The 14,682-nt window shown below is 62.7% G+C and carries 14 protein-coding genes; 7 read left to right on the top strand and 7 right to left on the bottom strand.

Annotation, left to right across the window (positions count from 1 at the left end):
- Positions 1 to 18 precede the first annotated feature (18 nt).
- The 4 genes from M2337_RS12050 to M2337_RS12035 form a co-directional block, all read right to left on the bottom strand.
- Positions 19 to 1,236, bottom strand: coding sequence for an MBL fold metallo-hydrolase (locus tag M2337_RS12050; protein WP_264588601.1), 1,218 nt, complete (start codon positions 1,234 to 1,236; stop codon positions 19 to 21).
- A gap of 91 nt (positions 1,237 to 1,327) precedes the next feature.
- The gene (locus M2337_RS12045) at positions 1,328 to 2,146 is read right to left on the bottom strand and encodes a hypothetical protein (protein ID WP_264570428.1); all 819 of its coding nucleotides are present in this window, start codon (positions 2,144 to 2,146) and stop codon (positions 1,328 to 1,330) included.
- A gap of 126 nt (positions 2,147 to 2,272) precedes the next feature.
- The gene (locus M2337_RS12040; RefSeq protein WP_264570427.1) at positions 2,273 to 3,700 is read right to left on the bottom strand and encodes a hypothetical protein; all 1,428 of its coding nucleotides are present in this window, start codon (positions 3,698 to 3,700) and stop codon (positions 2,273 to 2,275) included.
- A 32-nt stretch (positions 3,701 to 3,732) separates the two neighbouring features.
- Positions 3,733 to 4,035, bottom strand: coding sequence for a hypothetical protein (locus tag M2337_RS12035; protein ID WP_264570426.1), 303 nt, complete (start codon positions 4,033 to 4,035; stop codon positions 3,733 to 3,735).
- A gap of 236 nt (positions 4,036 to 4,271) precedes the next feature.
- Between M2337_RS12035 and M2337_RS12030 the strand changes: the two genes are divergently transcribed.
- The 3 genes from M2337_RS12030 to M2337_RS12020 are packed head-to-tail and all read left to right on the top strand — an operon-like array spanning position 4,272 to position 7,935.
- Complete coding sequence (locus tag M2337_RS12030) at positions 4,272 to 5,441, top strand: ABC-three component system protein (RefSeq protein ID WP_264570425.1); 1,170 nt, start codon at positions 4,272 to 4,274, stop codon at positions 5,439 to 5,441.
- Positions 5,438 to 5,950: a three component ABC system middle component gene (locus M2337_RS12025; RefSeq protein WP_264570424.1), complete on the top strand. Its 513-nt coding sequence runs from the start codon at positions 5,438 to 5,440 to the stop codon at positions 5,948 to 5,950. Before M2337_RS12030 ends, M2337_RS12025 begins: the two co-directional genes overlap by 4 nt.
- Complete coding sequence (locus M2337_RS12020) at positions 5,950 to 7,935, top strand: DUF3732 domain-containing protein (RefSeq protein WP_264570423.1); 1,986 nt, start codon at positions 5,950 to 5,952, stop codon at positions 7,933 to 7,935. The genes M2337_RS12025 and M2337_RS12020 overlap by 1 nt, the downstream gene beginning before the upstream one ends.
- A 69-nt stretch (positions 7,936 to 8,004) precedes the next feature.
- Here M2337_RS12020 and M2337_RS12015 read toward each other — a convergent pair whose 3' ends face one another.
- Both M2337_RS12015 and M2337_RS12010 read right to left on the bottom strand, forming a co-directional pair.
- Positions 8,005 to 8,775, bottom strand: coding sequence for an SDR family NAD(P)-dependent oxidoreductase (locus M2337_RS12015; RefSeq protein WP_264570422.1), 771 nt, complete (start codon positions 8,773 to 8,775; stop codon positions 8,005 to 8,007).
- 93 nt (positions 8,776 to 8,868) lie between these two features.
- Positions 8,869 to 9,144 (bottom strand): HU family DNA-binding protein, encoded by a 276-nt coding sequence (locus tag M2337_RS12010; protein WP_264570421.1) that lies wholly within the window; start codon positions 9,142 to 9,144, stop codon positions 8,869 to 8,871.
- A gap of 228 nt (positions 9,145 to 9,372) precedes the next feature.
- Here M2337_RS12010 and M2337_RS12005 point away from each other — a divergent pair, with 228 nt between their 5' ends.
- From M2337_RS12005 to M2337_RS11990, 4 genes are all read left to right on the top strand, one after another.
- Complete coding sequence (locus tag M2337_RS12005; RefSeq protein WP_264570420.1) at positions 9,373 to 10,890, top strand: hypothetical protein; 1,518 nt, start codon at positions 9,373 to 9,375, stop codon at positions 10,888 to 10,890.
- A 76-nt stretch (positions 10,891 to 10,966) separates the two neighbouring features.
- Positions 10,967 to 11,884 (top strand): DUF4238 domain-containing protein, encoded by a 918-nt coding sequence (locus M2337_RS12000; protein ID WP_264570419.1) that lies wholly within the window; start codon positions 10,967 to 10,969, stop codon positions 11,882 to 11,884.
- Positions 11,885 to 12,595: 711 nt separating this feature from the next.
- The gene (locus M2337_RS11995) at positions 12,596 to 13,078 is read left to right on the top strand and encodes a DUF736 domain-containing protein (RefSeq protein WP_264570418.1); all 483 of its coding nucleotides are present in this window, start codon (positions 12,596 to 12,598) and stop codon (positions 13,076 to 13,078) included.
- An 83-nt stretch (positions 13,079 to 13,161) separates the two neighbouring features.
- Complete coding sequence (locus tag M2337_RS11990; protein WP_264570417.1) at positions 13,162 to 14,175, top strand: DUF2493 domain-containing protein; 1,014 nt, start codon at positions 13,162 to 13,164, stop codon at positions 14,173 to 14,175.
- Positions 14,176 to 14,330: 155 nt separating this feature from the next.
- Here M2337_RS11990 and M2337_RS11985 read toward each other — a convergent pair whose 3' ends face one another.
- On the bottom strand, positions 14,331 to 14,672 hold the full coding sequence (locus M2337_RS11985) for a hypothetical protein (protein ID WP_264570416.1): 342 nt from the start codon (positions 14,670 to 14,672) through the stop codon (positions 14,331 to 14,333).
- Between the last annotated feature and the right edge of the window lie 10 nt (positions 14,673 to 14,682).

Raw genomic sequence — 14,682 nt, 5'->3', positions numbered from 1 at the left:
GCGCGGTCTTAGAGTGGTTCAGGGGATCTGGACCCTCATCTCAAGCTGGTGCGAGCGGTGCTTGGAAACCCGGTGGAAATGTGCGCGCCGGTGGCCGTTTACTGCATCTGTCACGTCATCGTGCGGATGGCCGTAGCTGTTCGGGCCGGCGGCGGCATAGCCGACGATCAGTTCCGGCATCGCATCCAGAACCAGATCGCTATGATTATGGATCGACCCGTGGTGCGGAAGCATCAGAACGTTCGTAAGCGGCGTGACGCGCTGATAATATCGCAGGAAGCCCTGGCGCCGCCGCAGTCCGTCCAGATGGGCGTCCCCGGTCAACATCCAACCGCCCAGCTCATGCCACCAGTCAGGATGATGGCGGAACCTTGAAACTGATACCTCGGCGTGGTGCGGTTTCAGGGGACCGCAGTAGAGCGTCATCGTGATCAGGTTGTGGTCAAGCCAGAGCGCGTCATAGCAGTCGCGGAGCTTGTCGCGAACGTCGGGATCCTTGGCGCTCGCGACGATTGCCTTCTTGTCGAGCGGCTTGCTGAAGGCATCTTCCAGCGCCTGCTCGAAGGCGCGCATCTGCTTGGCCGACGGCATATGGACATAAGGGATGAGTGCCCAGTTGATCGCGCCAGTCGGTGTTACCAGTTGTACAGCAGCGCCTGGCGCTACCTGCATCATCATCGCCGTACCTGCCGGGCGGGCCTTCGTCAGGTTGGGATCGGCGATCAGTTCGGTCGCGGCCTGCGGCGGCTGGGTCCATTTGGGCCTACATTCGCCCTCGCGGCCGTCACTTGGATCGATCGGAAGGCTCGGTCCGTCACCGCCATCCTCTTCTTCAGGTCCACCCACAAAGGTGATGGTCTCGACGCCGCGACTTCCGAACCAGGCAGCAAGGTCGTTTGTAGCTTCGACGAACGTGCCCGACAGCGCCCCGCTCGATGCGTCGCGTGCCATCGTCGCCAGCACAATCTGTTCGTTGAGATAGGGAAGGACGACCTCGCGGACCTTTACCTGGCCAAGCAGCTCATCGACGCCGCCGACATGGTCGCTATCGAGATGCGATAAAAATAGCATGTCAATGTCGCCGCCACCGGCAACCGTCTTGATCTCGCGCCGTAGCGCGTCCCGCTGGTTCGACCCACAGTCATAGACCCAGCGCAGCGGCTTTCCCTGCCCCGTCAGTTCTCCACTGAACAAGCCGCCCTGGCCGACCGCGTGTTGCACCATCCTGACCTGCATGAACTCCCCCCGCTTCCGAATTAGTGCAGGATAGTAACAATTTTCCTGTCGTCTTGCACCGCTGTCGCGCGAAGTCCCGTGATTTCGCCGTTCACTCTCCAGTCTTGCGCGCTTCGCGCTCGCGCTGGCGCAGCCGTTTCACATAGGCGCCGTCGAGGAGGTCATCGGGGCCGAGGTCGAGAGCGCAGTTCGCAAGGGAGGCGAGCGTCTCGTCGCTCAGCTTGAACCCGCGCGGCAGATGGCCGTGATTGCGGACATTATTCTCATCGAGCGACACGAACAGCGCCTTGAAGAAGTCCGCCTTGGAGCCTCGCGACCCGGTCGTTGCCGCCCGCGTCAGCGGATCGGTCGCCCTGGTCGCCGCGAAGTCCGCATCCTGGCCGATGACCTGCACGATCTCTGCAAGGCTCGGCCAATATTTGAGGTCATAGCGGGTGGCGAGCGGCTTCAGTTCGTCTTTCAGATGGAAGCGGTAGAAGCCGTTCTCGCTCGACGCGGCGTCGATGACGTCGACGATATGATAGTGGGTGTCGCTCGCGAACCCGGACGTATTGCCGAGTTCCGAGCGCTCCTCGATCAGGCCGGTCAGATCCTGTGCCATCGCGGCGATTGCCTGGTTGATCTCTTCCAGGCGATTGCGTGCGTCGCGGGCGTCGGCTACCCGCTCGGGATTCCAGAGAACGGTCACGTTCAGGACAACCCCGAGCAGACTGTAGATGCCCCAGCTATGCTGATGGAGCTTCTCGTGGATCTCGGCATAGGCGTGGATCAGCTCGGTCCGCCGTTCGAGCAGGCGGTCGATCACGATATTCTCGCTCGGCCAGATGCTATGCTCGATGTTGTACGCTTTCTTGTCGCGCAGCGTCTGTTCGCAGACCTCGGTGGGATCGGTCATAATCTGAGTGGCCATTCTTTCGTCCTTCAGGCGTTAGATGCCCGATTCTATGGTCAAACGTCTTGGTGCGTCGGCACCTGAAACAGGATTTTTGACAGGGGTTTCAGGTACCCGGTCCCAAAGTGGCCTTCTGGTGAGCGGCTAAGACGCCTCAGCCCTTTCGCCTACAGCAACTTGAGCCCAGCCCGGCAGGCGTTCCAGATCTGAAAGGTCAGCGCGGATCAGGGGATCGAGCGCTTCGGGGAACAGGCGCGCCAAGGCCATCCATACCGGGTGTTCCCGGTCGATCTGCGGTGATCCGCTCCGCGCCGCAGCGGCGAGCTTGCGGAACGACGAACGCTCCATGAGGTCGCGGCATGCCGAATTGCCGAGGAACGTCTCAAAAAGATCGACATAGGGGTAGTAGGTCGTCGAGCTGAGCTTGCTGTTGAGCATCGCGAGCAACCGGCCGTCGCCAGAATATCGCGAGATGTAGAGCACGTCCTCACCGCGCTCGGCGCTGTGTGCGACCGAGCATAGGATCGCGAACAGGCTCGCGAGATGGTCTCGGCCACGCTCGCCGTGCCTAGCCCAATGTTCATCCTTCCATGGGCTGAGCGCCGGCACATGCGCGCGAACCGATGCCCAGGCCGGCTCATAGGCATCATGACGAAAGGGATTGTCCGGCTTCTCGCGTCGGGCCTGCTGGAGCGCCTGCCACCATCTGCTCCGGCCGTCCTTGCAAAGTGCGATCAGACGCTCGCTGCGCCGATCCTCAAGAAACACCGAGCGGCCGGTCGTGAGGTCGAGATCATCGAGGGCGACGAGGCGGGGTGCGAGCCAACCGCCTTTGCCGTTCTCGAGATAGCAGCTGAGGACGAGCGTTCCCTTTGCGAGCGAAGCGGTCTCGGCCGCGGCATCGAACAGGAATGCGTTTCCGCGCTGCATCGAGATCACATCGTGGAAGCCCTGGGGAAGCGGTTTTGCCAGTTCGAGGAACACCCAGATAAGCTTCACCCCCTCGCGGTCGTAATGGAGATGTCGCGCACTGATCTCGGGCGCGAACGGCTTGGACAATTGGACCTCCACCGCGAAGCGCCCAAGCCCGGTCATGTCGAGGAATACGTCGGGATATCGCCCGCGCTTATGGATCGCCGGGCGCAGATAGGTATCGATCGCGCTATGGGCGCAGCGGGCATCCTGCTTCGCCATCGCCTCGACCGTCTGGCATGTACGTCTGTGCAGCGCCGATTCCTGATGTCCCTGATATTGGGCTGCCCGGGCGTCGTCGGGCGTCATCGTGCCGCCATCATACCAGGGGCAGTTCTCAGGACTGCCCGGGAAGTGCGCGAACATCGGCACATGATCATCGTCGACGGCCTGGGCGCGGATGAACACGCCGTGCTCGCATTGCCGGCAGCGCGCGAGCGGCTGGCCCGGAACATCGGCGCGGCGAAGGTTGATCCGGTCGCGCAGATGCTCCCAGTCCGGGCGTTCCATCGCCATGAGGGTCTCGATGGTGACCGCGCCGCGAGGGTCTTCGAAGTCTGCGATCCTGATCGTTCGCTTGTGCCTCTGAAATGACCCCATATGGCTATGATCCTAAACTGTGGCCGCCCGCGTCAGTCGCGGTTCGCGCGGTTGACCTTTGAAAGAGGGACCAGGCCTTGCGGATCGATGAGCAGGATCTTGCGAACGCCGTTTTCCGCAGCCGTGCGCCTGGCCCGCTCGATCAGTTCGAGCGCCGGGAATTCAAAGCCGCTGAGCTTTCTCGGTGCCATGAGTTCGGCGGTGACGGGACCGGTGAGATCCATTTCCAGGTCTGCGACGATCTGGGCTCCGACACCTTTGGGCCGAGCGACGTAAGCGATGAAATAGCGCTCCCCCGCCTCGATCAGGGCTTCATTGATGATGACGTCTACCAAGTTTCACCCCTGAGGTTTAAGCAAGAACAATCATGGAACAAGCCCGCCTGGCATTCAAGTTCCGCGATCACGTTTCCACCCATTTGGGGGGATGTGATCGGCTTGGTTCGTTTTTCTAAAAGCTCAGTGCATCCGTCGCTTCGGCCCCGAGCAGAGCATTAGGCGATGTTTCAAGTCATCACCGCTTGATTTTGTGCCGCGACTTGAACAGCATCGCTGGCAAGGGGGCTGATCTGATGAACGCCGAGACAAAACCTGCCAAGCACAGCGCGCCTGGGCAATATCTCGGCTTTGCGTTGCAGCCGGTGCGGGTCTTCTATCATCTGCTGACCAGTCCCAAAGGCGCCATGGTATCGCTGGAGTTCCAGGACGACGTCGCCGTCCATCATGCGGACGGCAAGCTTTTGCTGGAGCAGACGAAGAGCGCGCTTCGGCAAAACCCAGTGTCCGATTGGGCCAACGATCTTTGGAAAGCGTTCGAAAACTGGCGGGCCATGATCGTCGGCCAAGAGATCGATGCGGGCCTGACCGACTACCGCCTTTACGTAACGCCGCAGAAAAAGGGCGACTTCGCCCAGACGCTGTCCGCAGCAGATGATGACGCGAGCGCGGAGGCCGCGTTGAAGGTCATCCGGACCAAGCTGGCGAAGTTGAAGACACCTCCTGGCTGCGCTGAGTATCTCCAGCCGTTCCTCGACGCGCCGCCCGAGCAGCAGATGGCGATCGTGACGCGGTTTTCGCTGGAGTCGGAGGGGGCAGACCCTCTCGACGCGATCCGGGCGGTTCTCTTGCCGGTGATCAGCGAGAGCCAGATCGACGTCCTCATCAAATCCGGTATCGGGCAGGCCAAGCAGGCGCTTGACCGTCTCATCCAGCGGGGCGAGCGTCCAATATTGGATGCCGACGCGTTCCGGCGCGATTTCCACGCCTTCGTCCGGCAAAACAATATGCCTGGACTGCTCACATCCTTTGGCGGTGCGCCAAGCGACGATCTCGTCGCCGGCATTGCTTCAACGAGGCCAACCTTCATCCGGCAGCTCGAACTGGTGGAGGCCAACGACGAAGAGCGCCTGCGTGCCGTCAGCGACTATCTGCGGGCGTCGGCGGACAAGGCCGATTGGGCGGATCGTGGTGTGATATTTCCCGGTAGTCTCGACACCTGGGACGACGATCTCGTTCGGCGGCATGGCATGATCCGTGGCGATATCGCAGATCTTCATTCCCACCGATCGGCGCCGGTTCAGGGACGGCTGGTCTATCGTCAGTGCGCGCAACATCAGGCCCCGCTCGAAGGGCGGGTCGTGCCAGGACATTTCGTCCATGGGAGTTTCAACGATCTGGCCGATCGCCGCCGAGTAGGCTGGCACGCGGACTATGATTCGCTTCTGGGAGACGCTCCTGAATGACGGCCTTCGCAAGCGCAGACCTCACCGAACTCGACCTCGTCCAGAACCCCGCCATCGGCGCCTATCTGATCTGGAATTTCACGCTGGGATATCAGGAGGACGGCGCCGCCGAGTCCGCGCCTTTCCTGCTCGCTTTCCTTGTCTTGCCGATGCTCCTTCACCGGCAAACGTTCGACGCTGTCGCATCGACCAGAAAGGCGTCGGGCCTCACGCTGTTTGCCGCCAAATTCGATCGTGAACGCGAGGCTCTTGTCGAGCTTCATTCGCGGGCCCGTTTGCTAAGGCCGCTCAGCCTCCAGTCGATCGGGGTCGCATCGACTTCGCGGCTCATTCGCATCGACCACGAAACAGCGCTGTTGCACGGATATCCGCTCGATCTGCTGGATGTGAAGAAACCCTCCATTCCTGAACGGTTGAAAGGATTTTCGAGCGCTGCCGACAAGATTGGCTACTGGTTTTCCAAGCTCGGCCTTCCCCAGATCGCCTCAACCCTGAGGATCGACTTCTAATGTATTTCCAGCTTCTCAAGTTGATCCTCTGGCCACGCACCGACGAGAAGCCTCGCGAGCTGGATTTCCACCCAGGCGTCGTGAACGTCATCAGCGGCGCTTCGAAGACAGGCAAATCGGCGGTCATCCCGATCATCGATTACTGCCTCGCCTCCGACAAATGCGCGATCCCCGTTGGCGTCATTCGCGAGAACTGCAGCTGGTTTGGGATCGTGATCGATACGGTTGAAGGGCAGAAGTTGCTCGCACGCAGGGAGCCTGGCGACCAGCAGAGCACTGGCGATATGGTCCTGATCGAGGCCGATACGATCGAGATTCCGCACCGGATCGAAGGCAAGGATACCACTCAGGGTAACGTCAAAAAGGTGCTCGACCGGCTCGCGGGTCTCACCAATCTCGGCTTCGATCCCGATTCGGAAGCCGCCTCCCAGTCGCGGCCCAGCTTTCGCGACCTCATGGCATTCACATTCCAGCCCCAGAACATCGTCGCCAATCCTGACGTCATGTTCTTCAAGGCGGATACCAGCGAGCATCGCGACAAGCTGAAGACGATCTTTCCCTACATTCTGCAGGCCGTGACCGCCGAGGTCCTTCAGGCGCGCCATGAGCTTGACCGCTTGAACCGGATCCTGCGACGGCGGGAGACCGACTTGCGTGCGCTCGTGACCGCCGGAAATGCCTGGAGGCTGGAGGCGACGTCTTGGCTTCGGCAGGCAATCGAGTTCGGGTTGTTGCCGTCAGATCAGGTAATCCCGACAGAATGGCCAGATATCGTCGACCTGCTGCGCGGGATTGTGGCGGCCAATAGCGAGGCCGCACATCCCACCATTGCCGGCATCGACGCTGCCCTGGTGCGGCTGCGCGAACTGCGCGACGAAGAGAGCAAGGTCGCTGGCGAACTCACTCAACGGCGCCAACGCCTGAGCGAATTGCGTCGACTTATCGAAAGCAGCGACGCTTACGGAAGCGCATTGCGCATTCAACGGGATCGTCTGTCGATCTCCGAATGGCTCAAGCAACTCGTCCCTGAAGATCGGCCCGAGGATGTCGTCGCGATCCTGGGGGAAGGCGGCCGTGAGAAGGTCGAGCAGCTGAGCGATGCGCTGTCCGCGATCGAGGTTCGGCTGCGAACCCATCCCAGCGTCTCAGATACGCTCGACAAAGAGATCCTGCGCTTGCGCGCCGAGGCCGAGACCTCGTTGATCCGCCTGAACGAGATCAAGCGCGAGATTGGCCTGCTGGAGCGCAACTCGCAAGCGGCGAAGCAGGCGATCGACCGGTTTGACCGGATGGAGCGTTTCCTTGGGCGCTTGGAGCAGGCGCTCGAACTCTACGACAAGACCGATCAAGCCGCCGGGCTCCGTCAGCAGATCGATGCCCTCAAGGCGCAGATCGCCGAGTTGCAGCGTCGGGTGTCGGAGAGCGAGATCCAGCGCAAGCTGCGCAATGCGATCGACAGCATCGAGGCGACGACCGGGCGACTGATCCCGCGTCTTGATGCCGAATGGCCCGAAGCGCCGGTCCGACTGATGATCCAGGACCTGACGGTAAAGGTGATCCGCGGCACCCGGGACGACTATCTCTGGGAGATCGGCAGCGGGGCGAACTGGCTTGCCTATCATGTCGCGTTGACGCTCGCGCTTCAGACATTTTTCCTGTCGCTTCCCCACCACCCCGTTCCCGGATTGCTGATCTACGACCAGCCCAGCCAGGTCTATTTCCCTCGCCGTACTGCCGGCGATCAGAAGGCAGACCCGGTGACCTGGCGTGACCAGGACGTCGAAGCCGTGCGTAAGGTCTTCGCGTTGCTCGGGGATCAGGTGGCTGCCGCCAACGGGCGTCTCCAGGTCATCGTTCTCGACCATGCCGACGAGGATGTTTGGGGTGAACTGGATAACGTGGTTCTTGCCGAGCAATGGCGCGATCACGCCCTTGTTCCGCTCGATTGGCTGGAGCCCAATGACCCTGACGATGAAGCTGAGTAAGCTCCTCTACAATACGTCACGCGCCAAGCGGCCGAGCCCGGCTCCCGCTTCTCGAGTGCCAATCCCAGCTCAGATTTTGAGGCCGATGCCCGTCAAGCGATCCAGCTCGGCCATGAGACGATCCTGATAGCTCGGGTCGGACGCTGGTGCTGCCGGTGTTTCGCTGCGCATCGCGTGCCAGTAGCCGCCGCTGGTGAGGGCAGTGGCGTCGTCGCTGGCCGCAAGCCAGCTCTGCGTCGCCTGTCCGGTGGCGATATCGACCCGTGCGGAGGAGCCTCCCATGCGGGTGCGTACCCAGCCGGGATCGACCGCGTTGCTGAGGACATCGGGCCAGCGTTTCGCGAGGGCGAAAGCGAGCGCCACAATCTGGAGCTTGGTGTCGGCATAGGCTTGAGCCGCCTGCCAGCGGCGCTGGGTCCAGTCGATGTCGTCGAGGCTGTCAGCTCCCCCGCGATGCAGGCCGCTGCTCATGAAGACAAGCCGCCTGGGCCGCGCGATCAGCGCAGTAAGGGCATAGGGCGCGAGAATATTGACCGCCGTCATCACAGAGTGGCCCTCGGCGGTACGGCCCTGGCCGCTGTCGCCGTAGAGGCCGGCATTGTGGATCACAGCATCCAGGGGGCCGAGCGCATTGACCTGGTAGGCTACCGAGCGGACGTCGGCCAACAGGCTAAGGTCGCCAGTGACGATCCCTTTGGCATCGGGTATCTCGCGCTCGAGGGCGATGGCGCGCTCGGTGTTGCGGGCATGGAGGACGATCTCGTGCCCATCTTCCGACAGGGATTGCGCAGCCGCTAGCCCGAGCCCGGTCGAACTGCCTGTGATGAAGATCCTCGCCATGGCATGCTCCTGTCGCGCTACTGTGGGCCGCCAGCAGTTCGGCGGGAGGCCCGGTAATCGCCGTTCGGCGATCAACGGGCCTCCCGGTCCATATCAGCCGTTCAGCCTATCCTTCACCGCCTTGGCGGGGGTGAAGCCGAGCTTCTTCGACGCCGCGATCGTGATCGCTTCGCCGGTCGAAGGGTTGCGGCCCCGACGCTCGGGCTGATCCTTGACCTTGAACTTGCCGAAGCCGTTCAACGATACTTCTTCGCCCTTAGCCGCTGCGTCCACGATCGTCGCGAACACGGCATCGACGAGCTTCTTGGCGTCGGCCTTGGTCAGCCCATGCTCACCCGCCAGGGTCTCGGCGATATCACTATTGTTCATTCTAGTACCTCAAGTTGAATTGGATTCGCGGCCATAACGACAGGTGGCCGGTCGGAAAACCTCGGACAGCGCCGGTGGTGCAAGACTTTCCGCAACGCGCGCGTTTGCGACGCTTGTCTGTTCCCGCCTTTAGCATAGCTTCCACGGCAAAGTGGCTGTTCGAGGCGGAAGGACCAGAGTTCCCGACCGGCCGATGCGCGCCGCCCAAGAGAGAATAGTGAAAGCCGCATGCAGAGCCTTGGACAGAAAACATATCGCGAGAAGCTGGCGCGCCTCCTGTCCAAGACCACGCTCTATGATGTGGTGGGCATGACCTGGAGCGCGTGGGCGATCCAGAATGGTCAGGAGGACATTGCGCGCCGCTACATGCAGTTTTCGCCAGAGGTGACCGACGGGTCGGCTGGGGCACCCTATGTACTCTATCCCTGGCAGCTCGAAACGCTGGTGAACTATGCGATGGTCGCGCCGCAGCGTCCCGATCCCCGGGGGCGCGAACTCATAACCCAGCAGTTCTCGACGATCTTCCAGCTCGTTAAGCTCGTTCAGCGGACCGAGGAGGCCGACGACAGGGCGTTCCTGAAGCGGCGCGACGTGATGTATGAGGTCCACCGGCTGACCCAGCGCCAGTTCGAATGGCAGCGCGGCTTTTCCAACATGCCGCGCTCGTACCGGGCGCTGCAGATGTTCGGTGAAGGGCTGGCGGGAGCGCATTTCGAGGCGCAGGTTGGATGCACCGTGTCGGAGTTCATCGAGGCCGGCTTCTACCTGTTTGTGGGCGCCACAAGTTCGGCGACGCGCATCTGGCGCAACCATGACCTGCCCGAGGGGGTGACGGCGGACGTGCGTGAGAAAGTGCTCGCGCGGATCTCCTGGACCTCGAACGAGGCGGTGCTCGAGGCGAAGCGACTGCGGAGCGGGCGCGGTCATATCGGCTATGAGCCGAGCGTCCTGCGGCGCAAGCCCATCCTGCTGTTCGGCGCGGCCGGTGAGGACGCCATGGCGCCGTTGCCGCCGCTCATCATGCAACGCATCACCTCGGGTCTCTATTTCGATATCGTAGATGGCGGCGGGGCGATCTGGGGCGAGGTCGGGCACCTGTTCGAGAGCTATTGCCTGCGCTATCTCAAGGCGATGTTGCCCGATCAGCAGGTCGATCCCGAATATCGCTATGGTCGTCGCGGTCGCGGCTTCGACTCCCCCGACATCCTTGTTTCCGACAGTGGCGGGGTGCGCCTGGCGGTCGAGTGCAAGGCCAAGCGGATGCCGGTCGAAGCACGCTTCTCCGGTGATCCGGTCAGCGAAGCGGCGATGGCCTATACTGAGATCGCCAAAGGGGTGTTCCAGGTCTGGCGTTTCCTCTCCCATGCCCGGCGTGGGTTGCTCGACCGACCCGTCGCTGACGATTGCCTGGGCATGGTCGTGACCGCCGATCCCTGGCTGGTCATGGGACAGAAGCTCTACCCCGAGGTGCTGGCGATCGCCAATGCGATCGCCGACGAGAAGGACCCTGAGATCAGCGTCGAGGACTGGCGGCGCGTGCCGATCGTTCTGGTCGATGACCTCGAATATACCCTGCAACACGGCGAGCCTGCCACCTTCTTCGAGCGGCTTCGCGCTCTGTCGGAAGACCAGACCGGGTGGGACTGGTCTCTGACTCCGGGCCAGTCGGAGGGGCCGGTGCGACCCTATCCTTTTGCGGACGAGCTGCGCGCGATCTTGCCGCGCATCTTCTCGGAGCGGGATTGATGGCGACGCCTTGTTCATTCGTGCGGGGTGATGTTCGCTTGCGATCGAGGCGGCGGCGGATCACGCTGAGCCTCCCATGAAGCATCATTATGTGCCTCGATTCCTGCTTCGCCGCTGGTGTGACGCAAGTTGCAAGCTCCAGAGCTTCAAGGTGCTGGACGGGCGCGTGCTGTCAAGCGCGCTGGCCCCGGAATATACCGGCTATGAGGACGGTCTCTATGCGCTCGGCGACAATCCGCTGGGGCTGGAGGAGGATCATCTCGAGAAGCAGCTGTTCGGTCCGATCGACAATGATGCTGCCGTCGTGCTCGCCAAGATCGAACGGCGCGAGGCGATCAGCCCCAAGGACAAGCTCGCTTGGGCCTTCTTCCTGAACTCGCTCCGGCTGCGCAAGCCCGATGTCCTCGATCATCTGCGTACCCAGGGCATGGCGATGCTCAAGCACTTCCTGACGCAGGGGGATGTTGCGCTGCCCGAGGGCTGGCCATCGTCCGAAGAGTGGTTGGGCGAGCATTATCCCGGCCTCATGGAAACCCAGAGCCTGACGTCCTGGCTCTCCCAGATCGTGCTTCATGACGAGATGACGAAGCGCTTCCACGATCTCGACTGGTGGGTGATGCCCTTCAAGCCAGAGGCGCCAAAACTCCTGCTGTCGGATCTCCCGCTCCATTGGGAAGGAGGGCTGATGAGCGACCAATTCTTCATCCAGATGCCGATCGGTCCGGACCGCATCTTCTTCGGCACGGCGAGCCAGGCTACCGAGGATCGGCTCGCCGCCCTGCCGGGCTTGGAGCTGATCCGCCGGGTCAATCGCGGGTCGCTTGCTTCTTCGTCGACCCGGATCTGGGGAAGCGATGCCGCCGAGGGACGGGCCTTCATCGAGGCTAATCTCGATGCGCTTGGGCAGAATGTCGAACCGTTCGATGCGGTCGCGAAGCGCTATTGGAAAAGGCGGGGCGAGGCCGAGCCTTGGGGTGAGCAGTACGCGGATTGATCCTTGTCGGATGCGCTGGGCAGGGCGGCTGCCCGCGAGCGGGCACCGGGCTCTATCTCCGCTGCGCTTCGACCAAGCCCCTTCGGGTCTTGTCCGCTTCGCGGTGACGATCCCTTCCGCGGGCGTTGGGCAGAGGGAGCTGGGGGTGTCTACTGCGGCGTCGGGCGTGTCGCACGGGCATCGCAATGCAGGCTTCGCCTAAGGAATCGCGCGTGCCGCGCGATGTGGATCGTGGAGCCAGCACGATCGCATCACACCCTTCGCCGCCTCGCAGGTTCCGCGCGTTGCAGAGCGGGGTCGGGGATGCAACGAGTTGCGTCGCCAAGCTGCGCTAGCTGAAATGGGGCCGGCGGCTTTTGTCTGTTTCAGGAGAAGCGCCGGCCCCATTTAAGCAAGCTTCGCTAGGCTCCCGTGCCTGTTGCATCCCCGACCCGGCCCTGCGCCTTCGGACCCGCGAGGGCGGCTCCGGGTGCGATGACGATCGAGCCGGCCCACGCTCCCTTATCCGTCAAAAGGGAACCGTCCGCTCGCGCGGCCGGTGCGTCTTCGTGTCCATTGGCCGCTTCGCGGCGGAAAAGTGCTCGGGCTCACCAGGTACGATGAAATTCTGTCAAGAAATCAATGAAATGGAAGTAATGTAGGGGAGGGGGTAAGGTTCAGATGCGGCCGGTGAAGGTTTCGAGCCGCAGAACCGGAAGAAAGGATGAAGCAATGAAGATCGGTAACTTCAAGTTCGACGAGCGCGCGGGCGACATCATCGGTAAGATCGCCACACGGACCATGCGCTTTCCCTATCTCATCATGCGCCGCGTCGAAGATCGTCAATCCGACGCGGCCCCCGTCTATGAGATTTACGAGACGAGCCAGGCAGGCGACGACATTCAGATTGGCGTCGTGTGGGAACGCAAGATGCAGCGCAATGCCGAAGTGTTCCTGTCCGGCATGATCGACGATCCGAGCTTTCGCGAACCGCTTCCCATCGCCCTGTTCGGGGACGAGACGAACGGCTTTGACGTCCAATGGCGGCGCGACCGCGAACGCGATGCCCAACCCATGAATTTCGGCGGACGCGGCCAGCGCTCCGGCGGGTTCGGGGGCCGGTCGGGCGGCTTTTCGGGTGGCAGCACCGCCGGGCCGGGCGGCGAATATACCGGCGGCAGCGCCCGCAGCCTTGACGATGAGGTGCCTTTCTAAGGCCTCCTAGCGCAGTCGGACCGGGGGAGCGGTGCAACGCTTCCCCGGCCCTCAACCGTCATCCCGTCACAAGGAACCATCCCATGAGCAAGCCAACGGCCTTGGGCAGCGTTAGCAGTTTCACCGACCTGCCGGAACTTTATGCCAGCCTCACCACCACCCCGCCTTTTGAAGCATCGTTCGGCGATCCCATCCCCTTGAGCATCGCCGGGCCGCAGGAGGAACCCGCCGAACATCTGATGCCGGACACAATCGCCGCGCAGGCCGAATGCGGGGGCGTGGTCGCATCGATCTTCGACCTGTTCAGCGATACCCGGCTTGAACCGCTTAGCGCCGAGATCGCATGGGGCTTCGTCAACAGCTTCCATTTCGTGGCGGCCAAGCTGGAGCGGCGCGAGGATGACCTTGCCGACCGTATCCGCGATATGGCGCGGCGGCTGGAGCCGGGCGAAGTCTTCACCAAGGAGCTTGAGGACACCCAGCTTGAATGCCAGTCGCTGGCCGAGCAGCGCGCCGCCATGGAAACGATGCGCGATTATGCGGGGCTGATGTATCGCACCTATACCGGCAAGCCATGGAGCCCGGCGCGCGGGTCGCGGGCCTCGCAGGTGACGACCGCAAGCCAGATTTCCGCGCTCGACTTCCTGCGCGCCCGCTCCGAACGGCGGCGCGAACGCTATGACCCGCAAGGCCCCGTCGTCGTCGTCTCCGGTCCCGCCGAATGGCATGACTGGCGTATCCTCTGGAACCGGCTCGACCAGATCAAGGCGCGCATCCCGTCCATGATGCTTGTCACCACCGGGCAGCGGGCGGGCGTCGATGCAGCGGCGGCAAGCTGGGCCTCGCAGCGGGGCGTTCCCTGTATCGGGTTCGGCCTTTACGGGCGCGGCGACGGAAAAGCCTTCAAGCGCAATCGCCAGATTGCCGACCTGATGCCCGTCGAGGCGATCATCTGCGAAGGGTCGGGAATTCAGGCAGGGCTTTACGACCTGTTCAACCCGCAGAACGGCCACCGCGTGCCCACCCATGTTTTCATGGCGGCAGACCAGAGCGCAGACGTGCCGGTCAAGAAAAGGCGGGCCTATATCGCCGCCTGATCGAAGGGGCGGACTGACAGACTGGGGACCGGGGCGGGGGACCGCGCCCGGCCTCTTGTCGTGCCTTTGGCACGAGCGGGGGCAACCCGAACGGTTTCCCCCGCGGCGCTCCTTTTGGCGGAGCCTGCGGCCCGCCAACGTCGCTCCCCTTTCCGCTATGGCTGGACCTGTTCCTGGCTCCCGGCAGCGGGCGCAGCCTGGACGGGCTTGCGCCGCACAGGAGCCTCACGCTGCGACGACCCGGCTCCCGCAGGCGGGGCATCGGACAGAGCAGGCAAAGCCTTGAGTGCGGTAACGGCAGCACCGCCACCGACCCGCACCGCCTGCATCAGCAAATCACGGAAATCCCGCTCGCTCAGGCGTTCGGCAGGGAGGTCGGCAACGATCCTGCCATAATGCGCGCGCAGCGATCGGCGCACCGTCTCAGCCTCGCTTGCAAGCGCCTCTTGATCGGCCTCAATCTTCGCCAGCCGCTCGCGATCCGTCATCTTGGGCATATTCGACTCC

This window comes from Sphingobium sp. B2D3A (assembly GCF_025961795.1).
GTDB lineage: Bacteria > Pseudomonadota > Alphaproteobacteria > Sphingomonadales > Sphingomonadaceae > Sphingobium.
The sequence above is the reverse complement of the archived record's forward strand: the minus strand, read 5'-3'. Positions and strand labels throughout refer to the sequence as shown.

Bases quoted from the DNA above. Each gene is read 5' to 3' on its own strand.
- M2337_RS12045 (WP_264570428.1), bottom strand. From the start codon at position 2,146: ATGGCCACTCAGATTATGACCGATCCCACCGAGGTCTGCGAACAGACG.
- M2337_RS12020 (WP_264570423.1), top strand. From the start codon at position 5,950: ATGTATTTCCAGCTTCTCAAGTTGATCCTCTGGCCACGCACCGACGAG.
- M2337_RS12010 (WP_264570421.1), bottom strand. From the start codon at position 9,144: ATGAACAATAGTGATATCGCCGAGACCCTGGCGGGTGAGCATGGGCTG.
- M2337_RS12030 (WP_264570425.1), top strand. From the start codon at position 4,272: ATGAACGCCGAGACAAAACCTGCCAAGCACAGCGCGCCTGGGCAATAT.
- M2337_RS11985 (WP_264570416.1), bottom strand. From the start codon at position 14,672: ATGCCCAAGATGACGGATCGCGAGCGGCTGGCGAAGATTGAGGCCGAT.
- M2337_RS11990 (WP_264570417.1), top strand. From the start codon at position 13,162: ATGAGCAAGCCAACGGCCTTGGGCAGCGTTAGCAGTTTCACCGACCTG.
- M2337_RS11995 (WP_264570418.1), top strand. From the start codon at position 12,596: ATGAAGATCGGTAACTTCAAGTTCGACGAGCGCGCGGGCGACATCATC.
- M2337_RS12000 (WP_264570419.1), top strand. From the start codon at position 10,967: ATGAAGCATCATTATGTGCCTCGATTCCTGCTTCGCCGCTGGTGTGAC.
- M2337_RS12050 (WP_264588601.1), bottom strand. From the start codon at position 1,236: ATGCAGGTCAGGATGGTGCAACACGCGGTCGGCCAGGGCGGCTTGTTC.
- M2337_RS12005 (WP_264570420.1), top strand. From the start codon at position 9,373: ATGCAGAGCCTTGGACAGAAAACATATCGCGAGAAGCTGGCGCGCCTC.
- M2337_RS12025 (WP_264570424.1), top strand. From the start codon at position 5,438: ATGACGGCCTTCGCAAGCGCAGACCTCACCGAACTCGACCTCGTCCAG.
- M2337_RS12015 (WP_264570422.1), bottom strand. From the start codon at position 8,775: ATGGCGAGGATCTTCATCACAGGCAGTTCGACCGGGCTCGGGCTAGCG.
- M2337_RS12040 (WP_264570427.1), bottom strand. From the start codon at position 3,700: ATGGGGTCATTTCAGAGGCACAAGCGAACGATCAGGATCGCAGACTTC.